Annotated in this window: 22 protein-coding genes and 1 pseudogene; 6 read left to right on the top strand and 17 right to left on the bottom strand. The window is 66.1% G+C overall.

Annotated elements, in window-relative coordinates; genetic code table 11:
- Positions 1–48: 48 nt before the first annotated feature.
- Positions 49–582, top strand: a complete 534-nt coding sequence (locus EDF27_RS02695) for a peroxiredoxin (protein WP_165931331.1) — start codon at positions 49–51, stop codon at positions 580–582.
- A gap of 274 nt (positions 583–856) precedes the next feature.
- Here the strand turns inward: EDF27_RS02695 and EDF27_RS02690 are convergent, their stop codons facing one another.
- Both EDF27_RS02690 and EDF27_RS02685 read right to left on the bottom strand, forming a co-directional pair.
- On the bottom strand, positions 857–1,288 hold the full coding sequence (locus tag EDF27_RS02690) for a GNAT family N-acetyltransferase (RefSeq protein ID WP_165931330.1): 432 nt from the start codon (positions 1,286–1,288) through the stop codon (positions 857–859).
- A gap of 137 nt (positions 1,289–1,425) precedes the next feature.
- Positions 1,426–2,436, bottom strand: a complete 1,011-nt coding sequence (locus EDF27_RS02685) for a LacI family DNA-binding transcriptional regulator (protein ID WP_132047176.1) — start codon at positions 2,434–2,436, stop codon at positions 1,426–1,428.
- Positions 2,437–2,594: 158 nt separating this feature from the next.
- Between EDF27_RS02685 and EDF27_RS02680 the strand changes: the two genes are divergently transcribed.
- Complete coding sequence (locus EDF27_RS02680; protein ID WP_165931329.1) at positions 2,595–8,483, top strand: GH92 family glycosyl hydrolase; 5,889 nt, start codon at positions 2,595–2,597, stop codon at positions 8,481–8,483.
- A gap of 69 nt (positions 8,484–8,552) precedes the next feature.
- Here EDF27_RS02680 and EDF27_RS02675 read toward each other — a convergent pair.
- Positions 8,553–9,107 (bottom strand): annotated as a pseudogene (locus EDF27_RS02675) (enolase C-terminal domain-like protein); the annotation flags it as partial.
- A 111-nt stretch (positions 9,108–9,218) separates the two neighbouring features.
- Entirely contained in the window at positions 9,219–10,493 is a 1,275-nt protein-coding gene (locus tag EDF27_RS02670; RefSeq protein ID WP_132047172.1) for an MFS transporter, read from the bottom strand.
- Between the two features lie 74 nt (positions 10,494–10,567).
- Here EDF27_RS02670 and EDF27_RS02665 point away from each other — a divergent pair, with 74 nt between their 5' ends.
- A complete protein-coding gene (locus EDF27_RS02665; RefSeq protein ID WP_132047170.1) occupies positions 10,568–11,023 on the top strand; it encodes an Lrp/AsnC family transcriptional regulator in 456 nt (151 codons plus the stop codon).
- Positions 11,024–11,580: 557 nt separating this feature from the next.
- Here the strand turns inward: EDF27_RS02665 and EDF27_RS02660 are convergent.
- From EDF27_RS02660 to EDF27_RS02615, 10 genes are all read right to left on the bottom strand, one after another.
- A complete protein-coding gene (locus tag EDF27_RS02660; RefSeq protein ID WP_132047168.1) occupies positions 11,581–13,557 on the bottom strand; it encodes an ATP-binding protein in 1,977 nt (658 codons plus the stop codon).
- A complete protein-coding gene (locus EDF27_RS02655) occupies positions 13,557–14,144 on the bottom strand; it encodes an ABC-three component system middle component 2 (protein WP_132047166.1) in 588 nt (195 codons plus the stop codon). The genes EDF27_RS02660 and EDF27_RS02655 overlap by 1 nt, the downstream gene beginning before the upstream one ends.
- On the bottom strand, positions 14,141–15,235 hold the full coding sequence (locus tag EDF27_RS02650) for a hypothetical protein (protein WP_132047164.1): 1,095 nt from the start codon (positions 15,233–15,235) through the stop codon (positions 14,141–14,143). The genes EDF27_RS02655 and EDF27_RS02650 overlap by 4 nt, the downstream gene beginning before the upstream one ends.
- A 342-nt stretch (positions 15,236–15,577) precedes the next feature.
- Positions 15,578–16,609: a hypothetical protein gene (locus tag EDF27_RS02645; RefSeq protein ID WP_132047162.1), complete on the bottom strand. Its 1,032-nt coding sequence runs from the start codon at positions 16,607–16,609 to the stop codon at positions 15,578–15,580.
- Positions 16,609–16,860: a hypothetical protein gene (locus EDF27_RS02640; protein WP_132047160.1), complete on the bottom strand. Its 252-nt coding sequence runs from the start codon at positions 16,858–16,860 to the stop codon at positions 16,609–16,611. The genes EDF27_RS02645 and EDF27_RS02640 overlap by 1 nt, the downstream gene beginning before the upstream one ends.
- Positions 16,857–17,720, bottom strand: a complete 864-nt coding sequence (locus tag EDF27_RS02635) for an antitoxin VbhA family protein (RefSeq protein ID WP_132047158.1) — start codon at positions 17,718–17,720, stop codon at positions 16,857–16,859. The genes EDF27_RS02640 and EDF27_RS02635 overlap by 4 nt, the downstream gene beginning before the upstream one ends.
- 40 nt (positions 17,721–17,760) lie before the next feature.
- On the bottom strand, positions 17,761–18,036 hold the full coding sequence (locus EDF27_RS02630; protein WP_132047156.1) for a hypothetical protein: 276 nt from the start codon (positions 18,034–18,036) through the stop codon (positions 17,761–17,763).
- Positions 18,037–18,049: 13 nt separating this feature from the next.
- Positions 18,050–19,063 carry a hypothetical protein gene (locus EDF27_RS02625; RefSeq protein WP_132047154.1) on the bottom strand — a complete coding sequence of 338 codons (1,014 nt, stop codon included), beginning with the start codon at positions 19,061–19,063 and terminating at the stop codon, positions 18,050–18,052.
- Positions 19,064–19,132: 69 nt separating this feature from the next.
- Entirely contained in the window at positions 19,133–19,756 is a 624-nt protein-coding gene (locus EDF27_RS02620; RefSeq protein WP_132047152.1) for a hypothetical protein, read from the bottom strand.
- Positions 19,753–19,968, bottom strand: a complete 216-nt coding sequence (locus tag EDF27_RS02615; RefSeq protein WP_132047150.1) for a hypothetical protein — start codon at positions 19,966–19,968, stop codon at positions 19,753–19,755. Before EDF27_RS02615 ends, EDF27_RS02620 begins: the two co-directional genes overlap by 4 nt.
- Before the next feature lie 622 nt (positions 19,969–20,590).
- Here EDF27_RS02615 and EDF27_RS02610 point away from each other — a divergent pair.
- Both EDF27_RS02610 and EDF27_RS02605 read left to right on the top strand, forming a co-directional pair.
- On the top strand, positions 20,591–20,848 hold the full coding sequence (locus EDF27_RS02610) for a hypothetical protein (protein ID WP_132047148.1): 258 nt from the start codon (positions 20,591–20,593) through the stop codon (positions 20,846–20,848).
- Between the two features lie 82 nt (positions 20,849–20,930).
- The gene (locus EDF27_RS02605) at positions 20,931–21,440 is read left to right on the top strand and encodes a hypothetical protein (protein WP_132047146.1); all 510 of its coding nucleotides are present in this window, start codon (positions 20,931–20,933) and stop codon (positions 21,438–21,440) included.
- A gap of 502 nt (positions 21,441–21,942) precedes the next feature.
- Here EDF27_RS02605 and EDF27_RS02600 read toward each other — a convergent pair.
- The 3 genes from EDF27_RS02600 to EDF27_RS02590 all read right to left on the bottom strand — a co-directional run bounded on the left by EDF27_RS02600 (position 21,943) and on the right by EDF27_RS02590 (position 24,040).
- Positions 21,943–22,305, bottom strand: a complete 363-nt coding sequence (locus EDF27_RS02600; RefSeq protein WP_347812791.1) for an Lsr2 family protein — start codon at positions 22,303–22,305, stop codon at positions 21,943–21,945.
- A gap of 409 nt (positions 22,306–22,714) precedes the next feature.
- On the bottom strand, positions 22,715–23,218 hold the full coding sequence (locus EDF27_RS02595) for a hypothetical protein (RefSeq protein ID WP_132047144.1): 504 nt from the start codon (positions 23,216–23,218) through the stop codon (positions 22,715–22,717).
- 63 nt (positions 23,219–23,281) lie between these two features.
- A complete protein-coding gene (locus EDF27_RS02590; protein ID WP_132047142.1) occupies positions 23,282–24,040 on the bottom strand; it encodes an NAD(P)H-binding protein in 759 nt (252 codons plus the stop codon).
- 1,310 nt (positions 24,041–25,350) lie between these two features.
- Here EDF27_RS02590 and EDF27_RS02585 point away from each other — a divergent pair.
- Positions 25,351–25,575 carry a hypothetical protein gene (locus EDF27_RS02585; protein ID WP_132047140.1) on the top strand — a complete coding sequence of 75 codons (225 nt, stop codon included), beginning with the start codon at positions 25,351–25,353 and terminating at the stop codon, positions 25,573–25,575.
- The last annotated feature ends 339 nt before the right edge of the window (positions 25,576–25,914 follow it).

Below are 25,914 nucleotides of genomic sequence, written 5' to 3'. Positions count from 1 at the left end.
CGTGGCGACGACGAGACGGCTGGAGTCCGGTGGTGCCAGGATGGCGGAGTGGACGAGTCGATCAACCAGTCCGGGCAGCGTCTCGTCGGACGGGCACTGCCAAACCTTGTGTTCCCGGCGACGGATGGCACCACCGTCGGCCTCGCGCACGATTCGCGCAGCGATTTCGTGTTGTTCGTCTACCCGCGCACAGGGCAGCCCGACCATCCCGAGAACGCCGACTGGGCACTCATTGCGGGAGCAAAGGGATGCACGGCTGAGTCGTGCGAGTTCCGCGACCTCGCGGCGGAGTTCTCGCTGCTCGGACTGTCGATCTATGGCCTTTCAACGCAAGACACCTCGTATCAGCGCGAAGCGGCTGAACGCTTGCACCTGTCCTACCCATTGCTGTCCGACCCAGGAGTGAGCCTCGGACGGTCGCTCACGCTTCCGACATTCGACTACGAAGGAATCGAACTCTACAAGCGGAGCACTCTGGTCGTCCGTGACCGGAAGATCATCCTGGCGCAACTCGAAATCACCGATGCCGCCACTCATCCGCGAGAGCTACTCGCCGCGCTCAGCATGCTTTCGCGCCGATGACCTCCCGCGCCGTGCTTGCCCGAGAGGCTGTGCAGCGGGATCGGCGGTGTCACGTCCAGGTGCGAAGCCGTGCCCGTCCTCGAACTGAGAGGACGCTGCTCGAATCGGTCCGCTCGCGGTGATGCGCGTTCTGCTCGCCGCGTCCTTGGATCTTGTGGGCGGTCAGGAGCATCACCGCCGGGCGAAGTCCCGACTGAGCGGGGGTTCTGATCGGAGCTGAGAGCAAAGCGACGACGCTCGACGGCGGCCGGCAGCGTGCTAGTCCCCGATCGGGTCAGGCAGTGAGGCGAAGATCCTTCTCGAATAAGCGATAGTTGCCGTCCGCGCCAACCTCGTGGAATCCGTGGGCCAGGTACAGTCGCGCAGCTCCGTGATTGGCCTCGTGGACACCGAGGGCTGCGCGTTTCGCGCCCGAGTATCCCGCCGCCTCAACGAACGCTTCTAGGAGTTGCCCGCCGATGCCCGTCCGCCTCCGCGCGGCAGCTACGTGGATGGTGATGAGTGTTGCGACGGCCGGCTGCAGGTTCCAGAGCGCGATTCCGGCGATTGCCCCGCTGTTGTCGACGATGACACCGCTCGTGGGGAGAGATTCGATCCACAATGCCAGGTTGCGATCTAGCGCAGCGGTCCAGGGGCCCAGACTCTCAGGCTCGATTTCCTCCATGTACGCCCGTTCTTGTCGCAGAAGTTCGGGGAGGTCGGACACTTGCATGCTTCGGTACATCGTCGGTTCTCTTCTCAGCGGATGGTGTCCAGCACCCCGTCCGCGTGCGCTCTGGTGCCCGTGGGCAATAGCGGCAGTGTGGCCGCCCTTCGGTGCCTCCGGATATTGCGCGGACCGAGCTAACCGTGTTTCCACGTGCTCGAGCTTCGTGGGATGAGCCGGACCGGGAGTGTGTGATGTCGGGGTGGAGAATCGTCACCGCCGATCCTCGCGAGCAGTTCCTCGGCTCCGACCTTGCCCATGATGTCAGGCTCGTGCGCGATGACGGTCACTCCCAGGACGTCTGCAAGTTCGAAGTCATCGAAGCCGACGAGCGCCGGTCGGTCGACCCGCGTCACGAGGGCTCGCAACGCTCCCGTCGTGATCCGGTTGTTCGTCGTCACGATCGCGGACGGCGGCTCCGGGCCGTCGAGCAGGTCGCGGGCGGCGCGAGAGGCCTCCTCGAGGTCATGGGAGTCACTTCGGACCCATCGCTTCCAACCATCGATGCCAGCCGCGGTCATCGCGGTTCCGAATGAATCGACGCGCTCGTGGTGGGTGGAGAGCCGGCTCAGGTCGCCGATCAAGCCGATTCGTCGGTGCCCGCGTTCGAGGAGGTGTGTGACGGCCTGACGCATGCCGTCGGCGTTGTCGAGGACGACGGTGTCGGCGTCGAGGTCAGCGGGAGAGCGGTCTAGGAACACGACTGGCGTGCCGAGCCGGCGTTCGGTGTCGAGCAGGTCGTGGTCATCGTCGGCGGAGACGACGAGCAGGCCGCTGACTCGCCGTTCGACGAGTTGCGCGACGAGGGTCCGCTCGCGTTCGGCGTCTTCGTCGTTCGACGCGGAGAGCAAGCTGTAGCCGGGAAGGCGGAGGGCGCGTTCGGCGCCTCTGGCGATCCGCGAGTAAAAGGGGTTCGCCACATCCCCGGTCACCAGCCCGATGGTGGCCGACCGGGCACCCGCGCGGAACTCCCGGGCGAGTGCGTTCGGACGGAAGCCGAGTTCGGCCGCTGCCTCGAGCACGCGAGCCGCGGTGTCAGCAGCGACGTAGCGTTCCCCGTTGACGACGCGGGAGACGGTCTTCATGCTGACGCCAGAGCGTTCGGCAACCGCCTGCAAGGTGGGACGCGGATTGTTCACGTTCGTCATCGTACGGATGTCCGCTCTGGGAACGGCTGTTGACAGATCTCTTACGGAACCGATAGAAACATCCGGTGTGACAGCGCTGTCATGGTGCGCGCGGCGTCACCTCTTCCAACCCATGAAAGGTGACGATGTCGTCATACGGTTTCCGGCGCGGCCGGACCATGCATGAGATCAGGGGCGTGTTCGGCGGGGTCGGTACCCGCGTCGCGGCCATCGTGGTCGGAGCGGCGATCGCCTCTTCCGGTGCACTCCTCCCTGCGGTGTCGGCGCACGCTGCGTCCGGACTGTTTTCGACCTCGTTCGAGAGCGGTGACGCGCAGCCGCTCGCGAACACCCCGCTCACCCCGTCGACGACGGTGACCGGGTCGACGCTCCCGGTGGGGAGCCTCCTTGGCCATGTCACGAACGTGACCGCCGACGCGGAGAACGCGCCGAACGAGGTCGCCGCGAACCTCGCGGACGGTAACGCTGGCTCGAAGTGGCTCGCGTTCCAGAGCACCGGCGTCATCACCTACCAGCTCGACCACACCGAAACGCTGGCGAAGTACTCACTCACCAGTGCCAACGACTCCGCAGGACGCGACCCGAAGGGCTGGACGCTCGCCGGGTCGAACGACGGCTCGACGTGGACCACCGTTGACACGCAGTCTGCCCAGTCGTTCAGCGGCCGCGGCGTGACGAACGACTACGCCGCGGCGACACCCGGCGCGTACTCCCAGTACCGCCTCAGCATCACCCAGAACAGTGGCGACGACCTGACCCAGCTCGCCGACTGGAGCATCTCGGACGGCTCGACCACGCCCCCACCGCCCAGTCCGATGGTGACCCAGGTCGGCAACGGCCCAGTCTCCGGCCTCAACATCCGGTCCACTGTCGGTTTCAGCGGTACGAAGGCACTCCGGTACTCCGGCGCCCACGTCAGCGCCGGTGAGGCAAGTGCGACCAACGTGCTCTACCAGGATCTCTCGCTTCCGGTCACAACTGACACCGAGCTGAGCTACAAGCTCTTCCCGGAGCTCGGCGGCGACACCACCTACCCGGCCACCTACGCCGCGGTCGATCTGGAGCTCTCCGACGGGTCTCTCGTGTCGGCCGACCCGCAGGTCACGGACGAGAACGGCAACCGCGTTTCCGCAAAGGCCCTCGGGGACGGCAAGGTCTTCTTCGTCGACCAGTGGAACTCCGTCCGGATCCCGCTCGGCGCGCTCGCCGGCAAGACCGTCACGAAGGTGCTCTTCACCTACGACGACGACGCAGCCGGAACGAGCGCCTCCACGAAGTTCCAGGGTTGGGTGGACGACATCCGCATCGACCCGGCGGCCGAGCGCATCGACGGAGCGAGCCTGACGAACTACGTCGACACCCGTCGGGGCACCAACTCGTCCGGTGGGTTCTCGCGGGGCAACAACATCCCCGCGGCAGCGGTCCCGAACGGGTTCAACTTCTGGACGCCCATGACGGACGCGTCGAGCGAGTCGTGGGAGTACTCCTGGCAGTCCGATAACGACGGCGCGAACCTGCCCCAGCTCCAGGGTATCGGCGTCTCCCACGAGCCAAGCCCGTGGATGGGGGACCGCAACCAGCTCGCGATCATGCCCTCCACCTCGGGGACGACTCCGGACGCGTCCCTCAGCGCCCGTGCGCTCGCGTTCGACCACAACGACGAGGTTGCCCGACCGGACCTCTACTCGGTGAAGACCCAGTCGGGTCTCGTCGCCGAGGTGACCCCGTCGGACCACGGTGCGGTCCTCCGGTTCGCCTTCCCGAAGGACAGCGGCAGCGTCGTGTTCGACAACGTCAGCTCGGACGAGAAGACCTCGATCACGGTGAACCCCGACGGCGCGGTCAGCGGCTGGACACAGGGCGGCTCGGGTTTGTCGACTGGTGCCACCCGGATGTTCTTCTCCGGCACCTTCGACCACACGCCGAACGCTACCGGCACCGCCGCCGGTGATCGCTCGAGCGCCCGCTACGCGTCGTTCTCCGGACTCACCGGGGACCACGTCGTCGAGCTCCGGCTGTCGACATCGTTCATCTCGCTCGCCCAGGCGAAGCACAACGCAGACCTCGAACTCACCGGCAAGTCCTTCAACCAGGTGCAGCACACCGCAGCATCGCAGTGGAACGACCGCCTCGGCGTCGTCACCGTGCCGCAGTCCGCAGCGAGCGACTCGCAGCTGCAGGCGCTGTACGGGTCGCTTTACCGGATGAACCTCTACCCGAACTCGCAGTTCGAAAACACCGGTACCGGCAGCTCGCCGGTGTACCGGCACGCGAGCCCGAACGTCGCACCGACCGGCGCCGCGACCGACACGACCACGAACGCGGTCGTTAAGGACGGCAAGGTCTACGTCAACAACGGCTTCTGGGATACGTACCGCACGGTGTGGCCGCTGTACTCGATGCTCTACCCGAAGGTCGCGCAGGATCTCGTCGACGGGTTCGTGCAGCAGTACCGGGACGGCGGGTGGACGCCGCGCTGGTCGTCGCCGGGCTACGCCGACCTCATGACCGGGACGAGCTCGGACGTGGCGTTCGCGAACGCCTACGTCGACGGTGCCGTGGACACGGCGACCGCGCTCGAGGCCTTCGACGCCGGCTTCAAGAACGCCACCACGGTGTCGACCGACGTCTCCGGCGCCGGACGCAAGGCGCTCGACCAGTCCGCGTTCCTCGGGTACGTCCCCGACTCCCTCGGCGAGAGCGTCTCGTGGGGACTCGAGGGCACGATCAACGACGCCGGTCTCGCGAAGATGGCCGAGAAGCTCGCGACCGACCCGGCCACCCCGGCCGACCGCGTCGCCGAGCTGGAGACCGATGCCGCGTACCTCGCCGACCGGTCGAAGGACTACGTCAACCTCTTCGACCAGGACGCGGGGTTCTTCCAGGGTCGCGACGCCGACGGTGACTTCCAGGTCGCGGCGAAGGACTTCGACCCCGCCGAGTGGGGCGGCGCCTTCACCGAGACCGACGGCTGGAACTTCGCGTTCCACGCACCGTTCGACGTGCAGGGCCTCGCGGGCCTGTACGGCGGCGACGACCAGCTCATCGCCAAGCTCAAGCAGTTCTACGCCACGCCGGAGACCGCCGAGAACGTCGGCTCCTACGGCGGCCAGATCCACGAGATGCTCGAGGCACGGTCGGTCCGCATCGGCCAGCTCGGCATGAGCAACCAGGTCTCGCACCACATCCCCTACGTGGCCGCGGCCGCCGGCGACCCGTCGCTCACGCAGCAGATCGTGCGGGAGAGCATGCGTCGCCTGTTCGTCGGCAGCGACATCGGGCAGGGCTACACCGGTGACGAGGACAACGGCGAGATGTCGTCGTGGTTCGTGTACTCCGCGCTCGGCCTCTACCCGCTCGCCCAGGGCTCCGGGCAGTACACGATCGGTTCGCCGCTCTTCAGCCACGCGACGGTGCACCTCGACGGTGGCGACCTGCACATCGACGCGGCGGGCAACAGCGCCAGCAACGTGTACGTGCAGTCCGCCTCGCTCGACGGCAAGCCGCTCGACCGGGCCGTCGTATCCCAGGCGGACATCGCGAAGGGCGGGTCGCTCGACTTCACGATGGGTGCGAAGGCCTCCACATGGGGCAACGGGAAGACGCAGGGTGCGGACGGTCTGGACACCCCGGCCGTGGCACCGAAGCCGCTCGTCGACGCCACCACCTCCGGGTACGGCGAGACCACGAGTGACGACGGCACTGCAATCGGCGCCCTGACCGACGACGAGTCCCTCACCGCGACGACCTTCGGGTCCGCCACCCCGGCGATCACCTGGAAGTCGGCGCAGGGCCCCGTCACGGTCGACCAGTACACCCTCACCACGGCGGCGAGTGGGACCCGGCCGATGTCCTGGAAGCTCGAGGGCTCCAGCGACGGCACCACCTGGGTGCCGCTCTCGACGGTCGCGAAGGCCGGCTTCACCGCCGCCCTACAGACCCGGCCGTTCACGGTCGCGCACCCCGCGGCGCTGTCCTGGTACCGGCTGACGGTGACCGGGACCGACACCGGGAAGGCACCGAGCCTCGGCGAGCTCGAACTACTCGCGGACAGCGCGGCGTCGACCAGCACGCTGTCGGTCAACCCGACGCCGGGCCTCACCGCCCAGGTCGACGAGCCCTTCACGGGCAACGTCGCCGCGATCACCGGCGCAGGGACGCGTGCGTCCGACTACACCGTCACGGTCGACTGGCAGGACGGCAAGGGTCCCCAGACGGTGACGCCGACGAAGTCGGCGCTCGGCGCATGGGAGGTCCCCGGCGAGCACGTGTTCGACACGGCCGGTGCGCACACGGTGCACGTCGTCGTCCGGTCCGGCACGCAGATGGTGAGCACCGACGTCCCGGTGGCGGTCTCGCGGACCGCACCGAGCCTCCAGGGTGCCTACGACAACGTCTGCCTGGGTGACCCTGGCCAGGCGGGGAACTGCGACTTCGAGAGCCGCGGCTTCTCACTATCCGCACTCGCCGCCGACGGGTTCGTGCAGGGCGCGACGAACGCGGTGACGGGCACCGACCTGACCTTCGACCTGCCCGCCGTCGCACCCGGTGACCCGGACAACGCGACCGGCAACGGCCAGACCGTCCCGGTCCCGACCGGCACCGGCGTCACAGAGCTGTCCGTGATCGGCACCGCGAACGAACGCGGTCAGCAGACCGTCGGCACGATCACCTACTCGGACGGCACGACCGCCGACTTCCCGATCGCGTTCGGCGACTGGACCGCCTCGATCGCCGCTCCGCAGTTCGGTGACACGCTCGTCGCGACGAGCGACCACCGGACCGTGGGCGTCAACGGGTCCGACACCACCAAGGCCGGCATCTTCGCGACGCCCGTCTTCACGGTGCCGGACGGCAAGCGGGCCGTCTCGATCACCCTGCCCGTACAGACCGGCTCACCGACCTCGACGGGACGCATCCACGTCTTCGCGATCGCGACAAACGGCACCCGCGTGCCCGTGGTCCCGCTCGCGGCGACGGCCGGTCCGACCCTGACGGGCACCGCCGGGACGCCGGTGTCCGGGACGCTCGCCACCGCCACCGGCGGCGCGATCGCCTCCGGGACGACGACCGCCACGGTCAACTGGGGCGACGGCACGCCGCTCGAGGCCGCGACCGTTACGGTCGCGGACGGCACGGCGACCGTCACCGGGAAGCACACCTACACCGCGGCCGTGTCCGGCACGGCGACGGTGACGGTCGACGACGGCACCGGGAGCGCCAGCGTGCGCACCCGGGTCGAGATCGCGGCAGCGCCGGTCTGGCACACGACCCTCACGACCTCCGCGGGGTCGGGTGTCCGGCCGGGAGGCGCGGTGCACGTCACCGGGACCGGGTTCGCGCCCGGCGAGTCAGTCGCGGTGCGTCTGGACGGCTCGGCCGTCCGCGTCACGGTCACGGCCGACCGCGCCGGAGCGCTGGGCTTCGACGTGAAGGCCCCCAGGAAGCCGGGCAACCACGCGGTGTCCGCGCTCGGAGCGACGTCCGCGACCGTGGCGAGCGCGACGTTCCAGGTCGTGACGCCCGGCAACGGCGGCGGCAACGGCAGCGGGCACGGTGGCGGCAGCGGCAGCGGCAGCGGCAGCGGCCACGGGCACTGGTCGCCCGAGTTCCACCTCCTGGCCTCCTCCGGGACCGAGGGCACCGTGGTCGGCTTCACCGGCAGCGGGTTCGCCGCCGGCGAGCGGGTCAGCCTGACGCTGCACAGCAAGTCGGTCGCACTCGGCACCACGACCGCGAACGCCGACGGCGTCGTCTCCGGGACGTTCACCGTCCCTGCTGCGACCACTCCCGGCGCCCACGAGGTCGAAGCGCTCGGCGCAACCTCGCAGGCTGCCGTGACTGCAGCGTTCCGCGTCCTCGCTCGCCCCGCATCTGACGCAGGTAAGGCACCAGCCAACCCAGGGAACTGGAACGGCCTGGCCTACACCGGTACCGACGTCGACCCGGCACGTTGGAGCCTGGTCGCGGGTGCGCTCGTCGCGCTCGGTGCGGCGCTCATCACAACGGTGGCCGTAAGTCGTCGCCGGCGGAGCCGGCTCGGGTAGTCGGGAAACCCGAGCCAGACGGCAGACGGGAGGCACGGTGCCGCTAGCACCATGTCTCCCGTCTGTCTCTCACCGTGAACTGGGCAGGCGGAAGGAAAGCAGCCACGATATGAAGCAATCACATCGAGCCGACACGCACTGGTACGCCGGTGGCGCGGTCGGCGGCCAGTAGCGGCCGTCGTGCACGTCGACCGGGGTTACAAAGTGCTCGTGCAGGTGGTCGACGTACTCGATGCACCGGTCGTCGAGCGATCCGGAGAGCGCCACGGCGTCGAACATCGAGAGGTGCTGGACCGCCTCGTAGAGGCCGGCTCCGCCGGCGTGCGGGCAGACCCGGACGCCGTGCTTCGCGGCAAGCAGCAGGATCGCGAGGTTCTCGTTCACCCCGGCGACCCGGGTCGCGTCGATCTGCAGCACCGACATCGTCTGGGCCTGGATGAGCTGCTTCGCGATGACGCGGTTCGCCATGTGCTCCCCCGTCGCCACCGGGATCGGCGCGATCCTGCGGGCGATCTCGGCGTGCGCGAGTACGTCGTCCGGGCTCGTCGGCTCCTCAACCCACGCGATGTCGAAGGGCCGGAGCCGTTCGATCCAGACTACGGCCTCGTCGAGGTGCCAGCGCTGCACGCGACATGATTGCGACGACCTGTGCCGGTCCGAACCTGGCGCAGGGCCGGATGTTTGGGCAGCGTGACGCAGTCGGAGCGGCCCGGACAATTCGTCAGCGGAGTTCGATCAGACCGCGGACATGTCGGCGGTCTCCTCTTCCAGTGTTCGATGCCGGCGTTCTCGAACGGCTGTGCTGCCGATGACCGCGAGCGAAATCGCCACCAGCACCGCCGATGCCACCCATCCCCGGGTGAGCGTATGCAGGAGCCCAAAGCTGAGGGGTGCGATGACGGCAATGAATCCGCCAACACCCTGCACGAACGCTGACGTGACGGTGGCGCCCTCGGGAGTGGAGGCGTGAGTGTTGATCATCGTCTGAACCACGACGACGACACTCGACCCTGCCCCAAGGATTCCGACCCAGAGCGGCATCGCTGTTCCTGGGATGAGCGCGAAGCAGATCCAACCAACGGCGGACAGCATGACGCTGATGCCGATGAGCGCAGCGGCATGCGGCAACCGCATCACAAGGGTCGGCGCGAACAGTGCAACGACCAGGCTCACCGCGATCAGTAGAGAGACCATCACCCCGCCGTAGGAAGCGCTAAATCCATGCGCGACGACGAGCGTGGGAAGCCAGCTGAAGAGCAGGAAGACGTCGCCCGACACGGCGCCGAAGAGGAGCGTGAGGTTCCACACACTCCGAGACCGCCACACGTGCCGTCCGAGGTGCGCACGTGCCGTGGAACGGTCGGACGGTCGTGAGTCAGACACGCTGCTCCCAGCCGGCATCCTGGATCGGAACATCACCACGACCCAGAGCACCGCACCCGCAGCGGCGACACAGGCCCAAAGGCCAAGCGATATCCGCCATCCGATTGCCCCTGCTAGCGCCACGACGACGAGGGGCGGCACGAGCGCCCCAACGTGGAAAGCCACGAGGTAGCTGCTGCTCAGCCGACCGATTGAGGCGGGGAAATACTTGCGGATCAGCGGGGGGATCGTCACTGCTGCGACACCGGCTCCCGCCAGCGTCAGGACGGTGAGAGCGACAAGGCCGAGAAGATCCGTCGCACCGGCTCGCAAGACCTGCCCCGCCGCCGTGACGAGCATCGAGACTGCTGCGAGGCACTCCAGCCCGAAGCGACGCGTGAGTAGGAGCGTAGCGATCGCAGCCACGGCGAAGGTCGCCGGTGGCAGCATCGCGAAGATCGAGATGGCACCAAGTCCGAAGTGCAGGTCGTCGCCGATGGCTCGCAGCAGTGGGGAGAGCGACGTCACCGCGATACGCAGGTTCACTGCCGTCATCAGCACCGCACAGACGATGAGCGGACCCCCACCGGTGCGTCCCCGTCGTCCGTTCGGCGATAAACCTGTACCGGTAGTGGTGTCGCCATTCACCCCCGGATTGTAGGAGGATTTGCCAGGTTCAGCCTGCCGACCTGCAACTCTTGCAATCGCAGTAGGGTTGAACCGTGATTGATGCGGTTGATAGGACGCTCATTGGCCTCCTGATGAAGGATGCACGGGCAAGCAACCGGGCGCTCGCGCGTGCTGCGGGCCTTGCCGAGTCGACGTGCTTGTCGCGGGTTGCCGCGCTCGAGCGGCGGGGGATCATCACCGGCTACCACGCCAGCGTGAACCTCGAGCGGGTGAACCGTGGCGTCGAGGCGTTCGTTCAGATCAAGATCCGGCCGCAAGCACTCGGCACGGTGAGCGCGTTCTGCGACGAACTGGCGGAACTACCCGAAGTGCTCCGGGTGTTCCTCGTCACCGGTGCCAGCGACATTCAGGCCCTGCTGGCTGTTGCGTCACCTCACGAGCTCCGGGACTTCGTCCTATCGTTAGCGCAACGCGACGAGATCGCGGACATCCGCTCGTCCATCGTCTATCTGTCCAGGCAATCCCCGCAGGTATACATCCCGGCGTGACCGAGGTACACCGCAGCTGCGGTATCCTGCGACGTCGGTGCCCTGCACGACCGCGATGCCGGGCGTCGCCGTGGCGAGAGCGGGGAAATCGTTTGCTCGTCCGGCTCTGAAATCCACGTCTGAATCAGCGTGGCTCCGAACGGCGCAACGCCTGCCCGAACCTGTCCGCGGTGATCTTCGCCGCGTATACGACGAGTGCGGACTCGCCGTGTTCGACATCAGGCCGATCCCGCTCCGGGATCCTCGCGTTCATTCCTGTCGAGTCCGATGCAGCGAACAACGTCTGAAGGCTCCGCCGACGATGAAGCTGACGGCGAGGACGAACAGCGGCAGCACCTCAGGCGTACGCGGCTGCTGCAAATTCGGACCGGATGTGCGACGACTACCGAGCCAGCACGACCGTAATCGAAGGTGCCGGCGGAATCGGTCCGTAGGAGCTCGACGCTAACGACCCGATTGCATCGGTGGGACTCGAGCACCAGCGCGGTCGTAGAAGACCTCGGTGCCAGAGAGGACGGTCAACCGCACGATGACCGACCACGGTTCAAGCTTCGGCGTCAACTGACAGCATCGGCGATCAGCCCATACGGCGGCATATCGGCGCGGCGCGTGAACTGAATCACCACGTCGTCGGAAACCGATTCCGGTGGGCTGTTGTCGACGACGATCAGCTGTGCGCCCTGCCCGTCCGTCGACAACCAGTGTTTCGCATGAGCGTAAAACCGTTCTACGAGTGCTGCGTCCGCGAAGTCGTCGTCTGGGGTGGCGTTGTGACCGAGGTTCTTCTGCGGACTATCGATGATCAGCAGACCCGGCGCGTTCGCATCCTGCTCGTAGGAGATTTCCCAAAGCGCGAGATTCCACGCTAACGCGATCACGACCATGCCTCCGCTGCTCGCGTTGGTGTACTCCAGGCCGCGGACATACGGGACAAAGTTGGAGTTGACGTAGGCGTCGCTGAGTTTCGGGTAGCCGACGTCTTCAAGGATCGCAGCGAAGCGGTTCGACAGCATCCGAACGATGGCGTCTCGGTCGGGTCGGTTCTTTCGTCGCTGACCCGAGAGTTTGTCGTACTCGCGTTGGAGTTGGAGGACCAACGCTGCGCTCTTATCGACCCAGTCCCACGCCTTCACCCCGGTCTCGGCGGCCTGCCTAGCCAGTTTCAGGTCGGTGATCTGCGTGGTGATGCGATCGCGGAGCGCCAGCCACGGAGCAGGGCTGTCGGTGATGGCATCGACCGCTGCGGCGGTGTCCGCGGCTCGGCGCGCAGCGTCCGCGGCGTCACGGACAAGCAGGTCGCGGTCCCTCTCCAACCGTGTCATGTAGTCGGTGAGGCTGACGATCCGGGCATTCACCGCGCGCAGCTCTGCCCGGACGAGGGGAGCGGAATCGGAGCCAGCACCCTCCGTGGTGCCCTCTTCATCGGTGTGTACAACACTGTGGCGGCAGAGCGAGCAAGTTCCATCCGCGACCGATGGCACCTCGGAGAGCGTGTTGAAGCAGACGGGGCAGACGGTCACGCGGAGTGGGTCGAACAGCACCTGGGTATCGAGAAGGAACCCAAGCTTCCGGCGATCATCAGCATACTGGAGTCTGAGCGCATCCAAGCGGGCGAGCAGTGACTCGCGGTCACGGAGCCGGACACGAGCTGCAGCGTCAGTACGCTGTGCAGTGTCGAGCGCGAGGCGGATTTCTGCAGACGCCGACTCAGTGCTCCGACGACGAGCGTCAAGCGTGCGAAGTTGCACGTTGAGGTCGGCGAGCTCCACGGACAGCACATCGACGCGTTGCTGCAGCACTGCGCGTCCGTCCGGATGGTCACGGTCCGCCGTTACCGTCAACGCATCGAGGCGTCCTTCCTCCTTCGTGCGCTGCAGCGCGACACGCTTTTGCCGCTCGGCAAGAACAGCTTCATCGTTGTCGTAGACGCCGAACATCACCTCAATGGTCTGCCGATACTTCTGCCCGACCATGAAGTTGCCGTGCTCGAATACAAGGTTCTTCGAGTCGAGGCGGTCGTTTGGGATGATCATGACGTGGAAGACATCACGGATGGACAGCATCGCTGAGCCGGTGTCTTCTTTGACAACTGAGTCGGACAGACGCACGCCGTCAAGCCCCGACGAGGATAACACCAGTTGTGACAACCCTTCCGGGGCGCCGGTGGGTTCAATTGAGTACCGGCGTTCGGCGGCCGCTGCTGTTGTGTCAAGAGTCGCCTGCCAAACCGTCGCAAATGAGGACACGGCGCCAGCCGCGGACCGCTCGATCACCGTCGACGTTTCACCAAGATCCACCTCGAGCAGTGCGGCGCGGACGTTCGTGCGGACTTCATCGTGCGGTGGGAGGTAACTCCCGCCCAGCGCGTAGGCGATGAAGTCGACGATCGTGGTCTTCCCGGTCAGGGAAGGGCCGGCGATGATTGACAGGGGCCGGTAGCCGTCCGCAGCGCCTTCAGCTTGAAATGAGACCTCGTACGGTTCGGCGGTCGCTGAGGCTCCTGCGAGACGCAGTCGCTTCACTCTGATGCCCACTACGAAATTCCTTCCTCGGAGGCCGCCGAGAGGTCTGCACCGCGGACGTCGTCGAGGAGGTCAACAAGCAACCACGAGTGCCCGAGCCATTCTTCGACATTGTCTTCGAGACGCTTGTTCGACAGGCGTACCAGTCGTCTCAGCACGATCGACGCGGAGCTTCGGTACGCGTCGGCGTAAGACGACTGCATGTTGGCAACGAGCTGCTCGCCGGCCTCACTTGTTGAGAAGCGGGTACCAGCCAGGCGGACCAACCCGAACGCGATGAGCTGCGCCAGGTCACCCCGAATGCGCTCTCGCCGAGACGCGAACCGGTGGCCTGTGGAGGCGTACGACAGCTGTGTCTGTGAGAACCCGGCGAGACGCAATGAATCCCGATCGTTCGCATCGGACGGAGCGTCGTCGCCCAGGATCACCCACGGATTGTCCGCGAAGAACTCGTAGTAGGCAAGCCGATCGATCGAGTCTATGGTGCGGCCATCCTGCCTCGCCACGCCGAGCAGCAGCAACAGCCGACCCATGCGGAACGTTGCGCTGCTCTCCGGGACGAACGCGGATTCGGGCCGCGCCGATCGTGCGGGTGTCACCGTGCTTCCCCTGTCTCGACAACGACGTGTTCCGTCTCCGCGATGTCACCACCTGCTGGCGCCACACTGGCTTCTATGCCAGCGTCCGCGTCGGTGATGCTGTTTTCCCGCGCCTCCCCGTAACCGGTGGCAACGTCACGCCAATGCTTCACCCAGCCGGCCTTCTGCTCTTCGACGAGGATGTGTGCGGCGCCCTGCTTGTGAGCGTGCTGCAGGACAAGTCCGGGCGCGTCAGGGACCGTCGCCGCGTCTGCCAACACCGCGCCATAGAGTTTCGGCATCAACCCCTCAGAGTCGGCGGTCGGGGCATGCTCGTTGAAGCGGGTCTCCCATGCACCCTGCACGCCCAATTGAACGGTCCGCAGCGCCCGTAACGCGTCCGTAGATCGTTTCGCTTGAAGGTCGCGTCGCAACGCGTCGGTCGCAAAGAACATGCCGCGAGCCGCGCCGGTTTCGGTGTAGCCGGCGGCGTGCATCTGCCGGACGAACAGTGCATCCTCGAACATGCTGTAATCGTCAGCCATTGCGACCGGTGCGACCGGTGCGACCGGTGCGACCGGTGCGACAGTGGTCGGCGCATCGAGAGTGTGTGGGAAATACTCCCGTCGGACGTCCAACGCTTCGGCGCTCATCAGGCGCTGGCGTAGCTTGTCGCCGGTCCAGAGGACGATGCGCACCCCGGTCTTTCGTTGGGTTCGTGAGGACCAGCCGTGGAACCACTTCATCTGCGCGGGATGCAGAATCGCCGGCACCACCAGCGTCCATTCCACGATTCGGTACCCGTGTTCGAGTGCTTTGCCTTGTGCGGAAGCAAACGATTCCCGCACCTTGCCCTGCGGCCCCGGATTCTGCCATTCCCGGAAGTACTTCGACTGCCAGATGCGGACATCCCCGCCGCCAAGGTTGCCGACGAACGTATCGATTCCCCAGTCCGTGTGGTTCGAGGCAGCGACCGTCGAGGCATCCAACCACTGAACAGACACGAGATCACTGACGAACTGTTCGAACCGGTCTCGGGCAGCACCATCCGAGTTGTTGTCCGAGTCGAACCTGGCGAACAGCTGCGGAGGTTCCGGCAGTTGCGCAGTCATCGGGTCATACTCATGACGCGCCAACGTCCCCGGTAACCCGCGCGGCTCGCTACGCCCTCTTCCCCCATAGGCAGCAATATACCCGGCAGCGACGAGCGTAGTGGCCCACACGACATAGGCACGTTTAGTCGGGCGGCCCCTCCCGAGTCGAGACGCCCGTTGCACGACTCACGACGGAGACGACAAGGTCACCTCGGCTACCGAGTTCTGCGCGGGAACGTGAGGACCGGCGGTCGGAGGGAAGCGGGCCCCAACCCATCCTGTGCTGGCGCGTTGACTCGCGCCTGGAGTGAGCCTTGCGAGCTCACGGGGCGGCGCTCGGCGGGCATCGCTAGCCCTGCCTTAGCTGGGCAGGTTGTGACGAAGGTCGTAGCCGGTGTCGGCTAGGAACCAAAGCCCACTCCGAATCTCGTCCAGGCCTCTGTTGTCGTCGTCGTTGCGCATGTCGGCGCGGAGCAGCGTGTTGGCGGTGATGAAGTCGTCCGTGCGGTCCGTGTAGCCGGCGGCTGCGGCGGTGAGGAAGATCGTGGGGTCGGCGGGGATGATGAGTTCGGTGCCGGAGTAGCCGACATCATCCGGTTCAAACCCGAGGCTCGCCATGTCAACTTCGTGTTCGGTGAACACGACGAGCCGATACGGCATCTCGCGTTTGCTGATTGCCGGGTAGCCGGGTCGGTCGGAGATGCTGCGGCCGGATATCCGGCAGCCCGCGCTGATGAGCCGATCCGCTTGGTCTTTCAGCGGCAGGTCGGATCGCCATCGCGTTCGGATGCCACCCGGGCCCGGGTAGCACGCAATGCAGAAGTCCACGAGCCCGCCGATTTCGCGGGATTCCCAGCCGATGCTGGTGCGGTGCACGCGTTTCCCGAGCCGTGCGAGGGCGTCGTCCACCTGCCCGGGCGTGAGTCTCCCGCGGCGGACGAGTCCGTCGAAGGAGGCTCCGTTGACGGCGAGCATCCGTGCGACGGCGAAGGTGATGTAGATCGGCGCGGCGTCCTTCCACCGGTCGTGGACGCCGAGGACCTGTTTCCCGTCGATCCAGACGCGTCGTCGGTCGACGTCGACGAGCAGGACCGTCTCGGTCTGTTCCGCGAGTGCGATCTGCATCTGCATGACCGTGCGAGGGGCGAGCAGGAGCAGCTCTGCCGGTGTGTCTGGTTCGCCGCGCGGGTTCCGGGTCGATGTCGGGAGGCGTGCTCGGCGGCCGTCGGCGAGGCGGAGCGTGTCGTGGGACTCGACGACTGCGTGCAGGCCGGCGAGTTTGAGGACGGCAAGGGCGTCGGTGAGGTCCGCGGTCTCGCCGAGCCCATACGGGAGGGTGATCTGCGGCCGTCCGGCGTACGCGTCGGCGACCCATTGCAGTGCGGGCCCCATCAGCGGCGCTCGTCCGGGGTGTCGGGTCGGATGAGGGCGATGATCCAGCGGGCTTCGGTGAGGAACGGCTCCCATCCGTCGCGGGTGTCACCGTGTGCTGGTTCGCAGCGGTAGCCGCCGTCGCTGTCGGTACTACTGACGAGGACCTGCCGGAGCTCCGAGTCCGGTGGGTCCCGGAAGTACATGTGTCCGTGGGTGCCGGCCATGTCGAACGCGACAGTGAGCAGGAACAGCTCCGGTCGGCTGGTCACCACCGCCACCGCCGTCCGCGGAACAAGGCGATGACGGTGGCGATTGGCCGGCCTTGCTGCATCCAGACCAAAGGCGTCAGGGGCACCTCGTCGATGGCGAGGAACTGTCGGGCTGTGGTCATGAACTCCGTCATCGCTGCAGCGTCGAGGAGTCGCTGCGGGGCAGCTGCGAACAGCACGTCAAGGCCAGGCAGCAGCACGGCCGGGTCGCCGAACTCGGGCAGGGCGGGTTGGACGATTTGCCAGTCGGGGATGCGTTCTTCACCGTCGAGGTCGAAGCTGGTCAGCCGGTTCGAACCGAACAGTTCACCGACCTCATCGACGCTGATCTGTAGAGCGGCTGCGGCTTCCGCTTCGGTGAGGGTGGAGTCGAGCAGGTGCCGGCGGATGCGGGCCTGCGTGGCCTGCCACCATTCCTCGGGGACGTCAGCACCATCAGTAGGAGCGGCGCCGGGTTCACGGCGGATTTGTCGGCCTTTGTCGGTGTAGGCCTGGAGCTGGTCGATGCTGATCTCACCCCGGGCGTACATCCACAACTGGGCCTGCCAGGGCATGCCGTCCGGGAACCCTTCCAGGTAGCCGGAGTGGATGACTTCCCGGACCGCTTTCTCCCGCTTCGCGACCTCGGAGGCGGGGATGAGCAGGGTCTGGACGATGCGGTTCGCTTCCCGCGTCGCGGGGACGGTCAGGTCCGACAGGACCGTGTTGTGCTTGTCGTACAGCTCGTAGCCGGGTTCCTTGTCGATGGGGCGGACCAGGAGCTGCGCCAGCCCCGCGTCCGGGTTCTCGGTGTCCTCGAGGAGGACATGTCCCCAAAGGATCCGGTCGTTCGAGAGGTGCAGGGAAACCAGACGCATCATCAGCGAGTACCTCCAAGAAGTCGGGACAGCAGCGCGAGGGTTAGGGCTGGGAAGTCGGCGCGGTGCGGCCGATGCGTTCGGGTGTGTAGCGAAGGATGAACCGCATGATGTGGTCCGCTTCGGCCATCGCTGGCACCGATGGGTCCTGGGCGTCCGGGTCGACGTTGGTGAGCCGGAACCATGGCGCCGCGTCGGTGTGGTCGATCAGCACCGTGGCGGGCTTGTCGTCAGGGTGGTCGAGGTTGGTGAACATGACGGCACCGAAGAAGCGTGCGTCGTCGTACGCCAACGTCAGGGACAGCAGCTGCAGCGTCATCGGTGGACTCTCGTCAGCTGCCGCTGGGGTGCCAGCGGAGGTCGTGGGCGAGGTCGGCTTGGAAGTGCAGCAGCTGCCGCAGCGCGTTCACCGCCTCCGTGTTCGCGGTCACCCAGCTGTCTTCGTACATGACGTGCGCGGTGATGAAGTCGTCTGTGCAGCATCCCTCGGCCGCGGTCAGGATGGTGGTGTCCTGCGGGATGACGACTGTTACGGTTGCGTCGTTCATGGTGACGGGTTCGTAGCCGAGCGCGTGCATGTCGGGGTGCTGGGCGAAGAACGCAGTCAGGCGGTTCGGCGGGACGAAGATGCCGGACTGCTGCGCGGCCCACCGGTCCGACATCACCCCGCCAAGCCCGATCAGCTCGTCTGCTTGAGCGTCGATGCTGACGTCGCGGCGCCAGCAGGTGCGGATCCCGCCGGGACCCAGATACGCCGCCAACGCCCAGTCGCAGAGTGCGTGCCGGTCGGCTGCTTCCCACCCGACTGGCGTGTGGACGACGTGCGCACCGAGCACGGGCATCACGGCTCGGACGTCGTCCGCCGGGATGCCGACGCGGTCCGCGATGGCGTGCGTGCCGCCTCCGTGCAGGACGATCGTTCGGGCGCTGGCGAACACGGTCTGCCATCCAGGCGTCGCGTCGCGCTGCATCGAGCTGCCGTGCACCTGCCGGCCGTTCGCCCAGACACGTTGCCGCTTTCCGTTCACGACTACGAGGTCCGGGTACCGCCGTGCTAAGGACAACACTCCACCCTCTGACCCGCCAGGGAGAACGATGAGGTCCTCGTCTCGTTCGGCAGGGGTGCCGTCGTCGGTGATCGTGGCTGTCGGGTCCGGCGTGGACAGAAACCCGGTCCGGCCGTCCTCGAACCGCAGCCGGTCGAACGCCTCTACACGAGCAGGCATCCCGGCCGCAGCCAGGGCGGTGAGGGTGTCGGTGATATCGATCGTCCACCCGAGCCCGAATGGCAACGACAGGATCGTCTGCTGATGCCGGATGTCCTGCACCCACTGCCGACCCGCCATCACGCGCACCTCACCAGAGAGGGTGTGGCCACGTGGGCCGGCACCGGTTCCACGGACGGCGTCTCCCGATCAGGCATGGTGAGCCAACCGTGGGTCGTCCTCTGCCAGCCGCTCTAAGCCCAGACCCGCCGCGGCGAGGATGGCGTCCTCGCTCTCCTCGGTGGCTACCCATGACCCGATCTGTGCGTTGATGGCGACGAGCGCTCCAAGGCGGCTTCGAGCGTCGAGGATGACCGCGTCGACCTCTGCTTCTGTGCAGTCGCTGCTGAGTTCCGGTTTCGACGGATGCAGGGCGGGAAACTCAAGTCGCTGTACCGGCGGGTGCCACTGCACGCCGATTCGGAGCACCCGTTCGTCGGCGTCGTTTCGGTAGAACAGCGCGCCGAACGGATGTCCCATGTCGAGGGTGAGGTCGGCGCCGTAGAGCGTCCACCCTGCGGCTGCGTAGGTGGTGTCCCACCGCTGGACGACGAGCGCACCGACGCCCATCTGCAGACCGGGGATGACGGCCTGGTCGGCGGCAACCTGCACGTACAACGCATGAAGGTCAGCGGGCACCTCCTTGCGAAGGGTGGTGAACGGGATCCGCGCCAGGTGATGCGCCGCGTGCGGCTGCCGCGTGCCTTGCCCGCCCGCACCGGCATGCTCGTTCCTAACGCCGGCAGCGGCCTGGCGGTCTTTCCCGGTGGTCATCGTGTGCCTCTCTCCGCAGGTGCGCCGTCGTTGCCCTGGCCGGTGTCGTCGTGACGATGCAGCGTTTCGAGTGATGGGCGGAACAGCGCGAACGGAATACCGCCTCGCGTGATGACCACGTCCCGGCCATCCATCACCTCGAGGAACCATCGGACGGGCTCCTCGACGAACTCGTCGACGGAGACCCACAGGTCCTGCGCATCGCTCACCATGCGTTCATAGTAAGGAACAATTTGAGGGTTGTCGACACTTCACGGCGACGAGATCGTTGACTCCGGTCACGCATCCGGGCTTGCATCCTGCGGTGCGCGACTCCATGCGGGCCCGGGCGGGAAGCGGTAGGTGCGCCGCCGGGGTCGCAGCTATGCGCTGAACCGCCGCGAGGGTGGTCGTCGGTGGGGGCCGGGCCTGTCGTCAGATCGCGAAACGCCGTCGGTACACGGCACGAGAGTGACCGTGGCCCGGCTTCTGCTTGCTAGTCGCTTGCCTTTGCCTGCCGAAGGTCAAGTCGACCGGAACCGCGAAGTTCCGGGGAAGTAGCGGGGTACTAGGGGCCTCTCCTTACTTACTTACATTTACTACTACTTATATATAGGTAAGAAGGTATAGATAGATGGGGCGTCTATATACGCGTCTATCCCTATAGCCGTCCTCCACCCGCCTGAGCGTGAGATCGCAAGTCGACGCGTGATCCGGCACACGCATCCCCACTCGACATGCGACGTAGCCGCCCCCGGCTTCCGGCGACAGCCCTCTTCCACCGGATCGCTCAGAACATCTGCCGCCCGCGCATACGGATGACAGCGTCGCACCGGGCGGCGCGGGAGGAGCACCATGCAGCACCGCAACTGGTTCAGCAGCGACCGCACCGACGGGACCGCAATCGCAACCGTTATGGACGACCTCACCGTCGTCCTCCAGCCCAGGGGGTTGGTCGACATCGACGGACCGATCGGGACGTCGATGACCATCGACTTCGACGACGCCGTGGCCCTCCTTGCTGCGCTGTCCGAAGCGGTCGAGATCCTCCGCACCCGAGGCATGTCGGAACGGCCTGACGTCCTCGTCTGGGTGCACGACCACGCCAGCTGACGGTCACGATCACGTCCGCGGCGACGGATCTCACGACAGGGCATCACTTCCGCGCATAGGGGAGATGACCGGAAGGACCCCTATGTCGATTGACACCATCACTGCTCGAGCGAACGCGTTCATCTCTGCTGCGACCAAGAAGCACGGCGGGAGGTATGACTACTCCGAGGTGCTCGCCGAGTACGTCAACGCTCACACGAAAGTCACCATCGGCTGCCCCGCGCATGGGCAGTTCACCCAGGAGCCGAACGAGCACCGACGCGGACAACGGTGCCCGGACTGCTCAGGCCGTCGGAACTCCCGTCCGTCCGCCCGCCGAGACCTGTTCATCGCCCGTGCGCGAGAGGTCCACGGCGACCGATACGACTACTCGCAGGTCCGATACGTGGACCAGCACACGCCGGTCACCATCGTGTGCGCGCTACACGGAGTTTTTTCGCAGCGGCCGATGAACCACCTGTCCAGCCACACCCCGAGCAACTGCCCCGACTGCGCAGACGACATCCGACCGGTGAGCCTCACGGCCGCGTGGATGAACAGGCCGACATCGAAGCGAGACATCGACACAGGGGAGTTCAAGAAGGCGGCATGACATGGCCCTGTATGAACGAATTTCGCCGCATTCGAGCAGGTGTGACAGTCACAGAGACGGCGCGGCCTGCCCAAGTCGAGGAGCCCATGAGTAGTTGGAGAGGCACAAGCAGCGACGAAACTCGCGAAGCATTCGCCGGGATACGTGTCGCTGACCTGCGGCGTCTTGCCGCGGCGTCAGGAACCGAGCCGAACCCACTGGGGCGACTTGCGCGCGCTCTGGAGCGCGGCGGGTACGACACGGTGGACGACACTCCCGAGGGATGGGAACCGTACGCAGATGCCTGACAGCGACGAAGCGCCGACGGCACAAGACGTTCCCGGCAGCGACGCCACCGACGTCAGTCGCGTGTACGGCCCGGCCGGCTCAGCGGACTCTCGAACGCGCTATCCCGGGGGAATTGCTCGCCAGCAGAAGTGAAAGACCGGGTCACCGTGGGGGGACGGAGACCCGGTCTGAGGCAAGTGTGTGGCAAGCCCCGGGGCAAGCGTAGCGGCGTCGGTCAGTTCGCCGCCGCGTAGGCGTCGCGGACCTGCTGGCTGATGCGGCCCCGCGCAGCGACCTCATGCCCGTTTGCGGCAGCCCATTCGCGGATCCTCGCCAGCTCGTCAGGGTTGCTGCGCCCCTTCGCCGCCGGAGATGCGGACGCGGTACGGCTGCTGCGGCCGGAGACCTTGCGGCCTGCGGCGATGTAGTCGGAGAACGCTTCACGGAGGTTATCTGCGTTGTCGTCGGTCAGGTCAATCTCGTAATTGCTACCGTCGAAGGCGAACTGGACGGTGCGTCCCTCGCCGGCCTCAATGACGTCGCCGGTGAGGTCGTCGACGAGGTGGGTAGTGACCTTCTGTGCCATCTGCTGCTCCATTTCGCGAATTCAACCCTCCAAGCTTGACACATCCGGCGTTTCTTCGGGTGCGTTCGGGATAGCAGGAACGCGGCTAGACGGTGTCACGTCGTCGGAGCTTCTGGTCTCCGGGCTTAGTCCGCACACGCGCCGCGAAGAGGAACGTAGCGTCCGGGAACGGCTCCGCGGATCCGAACCGTTGTCGCGACCGCCGCAGAGGACCTATGCGCAGAAAGCCCCTCCAGATACCCGCGAGCGTCAACGTAAGGATCCAGCTCGCCAGCGCTGCGTGCTGGCTGGAGATCGCAGCAGGTCAACCCGAACGTACTGCGAGGGAGGCCATCGGCGCGCTGACGGCCGCCCGAGGATCTGAACGAGTACGCCAACGGGACCGGCCGGCACCGCAACTCATCGACGTGCCATGCACGGTTCATTGAGCATCGGCGGGAGGAGATGGTGCGTTCCAAGGTCCGAAGGACCACCCGGTGACGTCGGCGAGAGCGCCGCGCCAATACGGCAGCTCTGTCCATCGGTCGCCGATGCCGATCCGGACGTCACGCATGTGCAGGAGCTGGCGTTTACGCGTCGGGAGGTCCATTGCGTTACGGCGTATCTCCTCCACCATGGCTCGCTGGGTCGGCATGACGTCTTCCTTGCCCGTCTGGTCAGGATCGCCGGGCCGCGCGTGTTGCGATGCAACCGCGTCAATCCACTCGTTCCGGCTGATCGCCGTACCGGAAACGGTTTGCCCGCCCACGGTCAACGTCAGCGCGAACGCCCCGGCCATTTCGTCGCGATATTCGAAGGCGGATTCCAGCACGACGGCGAGCAGATCGTTCTTCGACTGGACGTCGTCGTTCGTGTACCGGTCGGGGTCATTCGCGGGATCGTGGTTCGCTGACTCGTTGTCGTCAGTGGCATCGTGCGCAGCCATAAGGCTCCTTCCGTGTTACTTCCAGTGCGCATCTCTTGCCCCGTTTCGGAGTGTCGAGATGGGTCATCCAAGGGTGGCGATTCGGGTTAGCCAGTCGTCGAAGGTGGTCGGGGCGATTCGAGCTCCGACGTGCGGAAGGAGGACGTTCCCGCTCATCTCAACTCCGAAGCCACTCTCATCCCACGAGGGAACCAGCGTTGCGTCCCGCCCCTTGGCAGCGAGTGTGCGCCGCGCCACGTCGACGAGATCATGCCGCTCAGGGCCAGCTATCTCGAGGAAGCCTCCGGGGGCGTTCGAGGTCGCAACCTCGATGAGGTACGACGCCACGTCGTACGTGTCGACTGGCTGCATCAAAAGCGGTGGTACGTCTGCGTGGTCGTCTTTCTGCCCCCAGAGCATCGCCGTCTCTGCGAACTCGAAGAACTGGGTAGCCCGGACGATCGAAAAGGAGCTTGTGTTGTCGGTGACAACCTGTTCTTGTCGCCTTTTCCCGATGAAGTGCGGGTACCGCTCCGTGGCGTCCACGCCGATGATCGAAAGAAGGATGTGATGGCGCACGCCCGCGCGTGCTCCGGCTTGGACGAGGCGCCGGCTGCTGTGCTCGAAGAAGGAAATCATCTCGTCGGGATCGGTTGACGAGGAATTGCTGACATCGATGACGACATCAGCACCGCGGAGGGCGGCATCGAGACCATCGCCCGAGAGAAGGTCCACACCGGAGGATCGAGACATCGGTACGACTTCGTGCACCCGCGCGCGAGCGAGCTCGGCAACGATGAGGGAACCGATCATGCCGGTGGCGCCTGCGACCGCAATTCGCATCGGGATTCCTTACTTCGGGGGCCGTAGTGGGCTGCGTCAGCGCCGATGCGCAACTTCGCTCCGCGCATGAAGGCGTGTACTGGTGATGACGAACTAGACGCACGGATTGTGAGGTAGTCAGGCGGTTCCAGTCGACACGGCGTGGCCGAGCGGGTCGCGGGGCGTTGGATGCGCCCGCCGGCGCAGTGCGCTTGGCCGACCGGCCGCAGTTTCTGCATGCGACGTGCAGCGGCGCTCGAACGAACCGGCCGAGTACCGATGTCCTCGTGGAGGACGTCCCTGTGGGCGACGTTCATGCCACTTGCGGACACGGGGCCGCGTTATCGAAGCGTGGCGTCGACGAGGTCTCGCCGTGAAGGCGCGGGCGGAGGTCGTCACGACGGTGAGCGGGGGGGGTAACAGAGGTCTGTTTCCACGGCTCACGCTGATGAGCGCTCGAGGGCCGTCGGCGGTGCATTGTTCGCATGGGCAGAACAAGAAGTGTCCGGGCAGCGCCGCGTCCTCTCGCTTCGCTACTCCGACAGCCGGTTCCCACGTCGGCTGGATATCCAGATGCGTTCAGGTCTAGCCCGCAGGGGTAGCTTCGTGAGTTTCAGTAAGCCCCGCAGTGGCCCTCTACGCTGCCGCCATGACTCAATTGCGGTGCTCGTCCGTGTTCCTCGGGCACCGATGCCAGCTCGTAGCTGAGCATGCGGGGGTGCACGACTGGTCCTCGGAAACGTCGCGGGCGCGTTGGGACGACGGCGCAGCGTGGGCGATCGGCCGGTCAGAACCGCCGGAGTTCGAGTGGCCGCAGTAGTCTCGGTCCAGCCTGTTCTCCGCGTACGCTAGATCAGCTCGGCTGGTTACCGAGCATTCGGCGCCGCATCTTGAGATTCCCCTGATCCGGCTTCAGAGGTGGGCTTTCCTGCGTCTCCCGGCCTACCCGGCCGGGAGACGTAGACCCTCCCCGACGCCACGGCAACCGGGTCTCATCAGCAGATTGACAACGCTGGAGCGCCAGGCCGTGCAGGGAACATCCCTGATGCCGTCTCGGCGACCGAGCAGCTATCGGGGCACGGGCGGCAAACGTTGCAAACATCTTCCCGAAGCACGCTCGTTCCAGAGAGTCCGCGTGTGAGGTTCAACATGCTCGTGGTCGCCTGTGTGGCCAGCTGGACGGCCACACTTCCACCGATCGAAGGTGCTCGGGCATCGCGTCTTCATCGAGCAGGATGATAGGTCCGCTCGACATCGATTAGTAGCACTTGACGATCGGCTATCGAGCGAGTGGTGACTTGGCGAGAACGGACGCGACGTAGCCTGGTCGCATGGATGACCAGCGGCCCCGCAGCATGGCCGAGGTGTTCACGGAGGGCGAGGAAACGGTTCCGGCACCTCGCGATGCGGTCCGCGCTGCGGGTCTGGTCGGCTTGCTGACGTTGTTGACCACGGTGATCGCGTTAGTCGCCGCTGTCGTTGTGACGGTGGGGTTCTTCGTCACGGTGCTTGGCGGAGTCTCCATGATCTTCGGGTTGGCTCCGCCGTCCCGCTGACGGATCGGCCACCGGTGCGCAGGTCCATCTGCTTCCCGCCGGTGAAGTGCGCTCCGGCCTTCTTCAATTGGTAGGTCGTAGCGCCCGGCATACCGGCCCTGAGTAGGCGCACATGACGCACCAGGCGGCCGTCATCCGCGCTCCACACATCCCAGTCCGCCGGTGAACCAGCAGGAGAGCCCTGACACACAACGACGTACCTGTGGCCAGCGTCCGTCTCTACCTCGAACTGTTGTACATGGGTCTAAATCCGCATCGCGGCTCTGCTGCTCGCCCTGGACGGTCACCAGCCGGCTGTTCGCTTGCATACCGGACTCATCTCGCCAATCCCAATGCTGC

Source organism: Curtobacterium sp. PhB136 (assembly GCF_004346855.1).
In the GTDB taxonomy this organism is placed as follows: domain Bacteria; phylum Actinomycetota; class Actinomycetes; order Actinomycetales; family Microbacteriaceae; genus Curtobacterium.
This window is presented reverse-complemented; position numbering and strand designations above follow the sequence as displayed.

Excerpts from the sequence above, each read along its gene's own strand:
- EDF27_RS02590 (WP_132047142.1), bottom strand. The coding sequence starts at position 24,040 with ATGCGAATTGCGGTCGCAGGCGCCACCGGCATGATCGGTTCCCTCATC.
- EDF27_RS02595 (WP_132047144.1), bottom strand. The coding sequence starts at position 23,218 with ATGGCTGCGCACGATGCCACTGACGACAACGAGTCAGCGAACCACGAT.
- EDF27_RS02615 (WP_132047150.1), bottom strand. The coding sequence starts at position 19,968 with ATGGTGAGCGATGCGCAGGACCTGTGGGTCTCCGTCGACGAGTTCGTC.
- EDF27_RS02605 (WP_132047146.1), top strand. The coding sequence starts at position 20,931 with ATGTCGATTGACACCATCACTGCTCGAGCGAACGCGTTCATCTCTGCT.
- EDF27_RS02680 (WP_165931329.1), top strand. The coding sequence starts at position 2,595 with ATGCATGAGATCAGGGGCGTGTTCGGCGGGGTCGGTACCCGCGTCGCG.
- EDF27_RS02630 (WP_132047156.1), bottom strand. The coding sequence starts at position 18,036 with ATGACGCTGCAGCTGCTGTCCCTGACGTTGGCGTACGACGACGCACGC.
- EDF27_RS02685 (WP_132047176.1), bottom strand. The coding sequence starts at position 2,436 with ATGACGAACGTGAACAATCCGCGTCCCACCTTGCAGGCGGTTGCCGAA.
- EDF27_RS02625 (WP_132047154.1), bottom strand. The coding sequence starts at position 19,063 with ATGGCGGGTCGGCAGTGGGTGCAGGACATCCGGCATCAGCAGACGATC.
- EDF27_RS02635 (WP_132047158.1), bottom strand. The coding sequence starts at position 17,720 with ATGATGCGTCTGGTTTCCCTGCACCTCTCGAACGACCGGATCCTTTGG.
- EDF27_RS02650 (WP_132047164.1), bottom strand. The coding sequence starts at position 15,235 with ATGACTGCGCAACTGCCGGAACCTCCGCAGCTGTTCGCCAGGTTCGAC.
- EDF27_RS02610 (WP_132047148.1), top strand. The coding sequence starts at position 20,591 with ATGCAGCACCGCAACTGGTTCAGCAGCGACCGCACCGACGGGACCGCA.
- EDF27_RS02600 (WP_347812791.1), bottom strand. The coding sequence starts at position 22,305 with ATGGAGCAGCAGATGGCACAGAAGGTCACTACCCACCTCGTCGACGAC.
- EDF27_RS02585 (WP_132047140.1), top strand. The coding sequence starts at position 25,351 with ATGGATGACCAGCGGCCCCGCAGCATGGCCGAGGTGTTCACGGAGGGC.
- EDF27_RS02620 (WP_132047152.1), bottom strand. The coding sequence starts at position 19,756 with ATGACCACCGGGAAAGACCGCCAGGCCGCTGCCGGCGTTAGGAACGAG.
- EDF27_RS02645 (WP_132047162.1), bottom strand. The coding sequence starts at position 16,609 with ATGGGGCCCGCACTGCAATGGGTCGCCGACGCGTACGCCGGACGGCCG.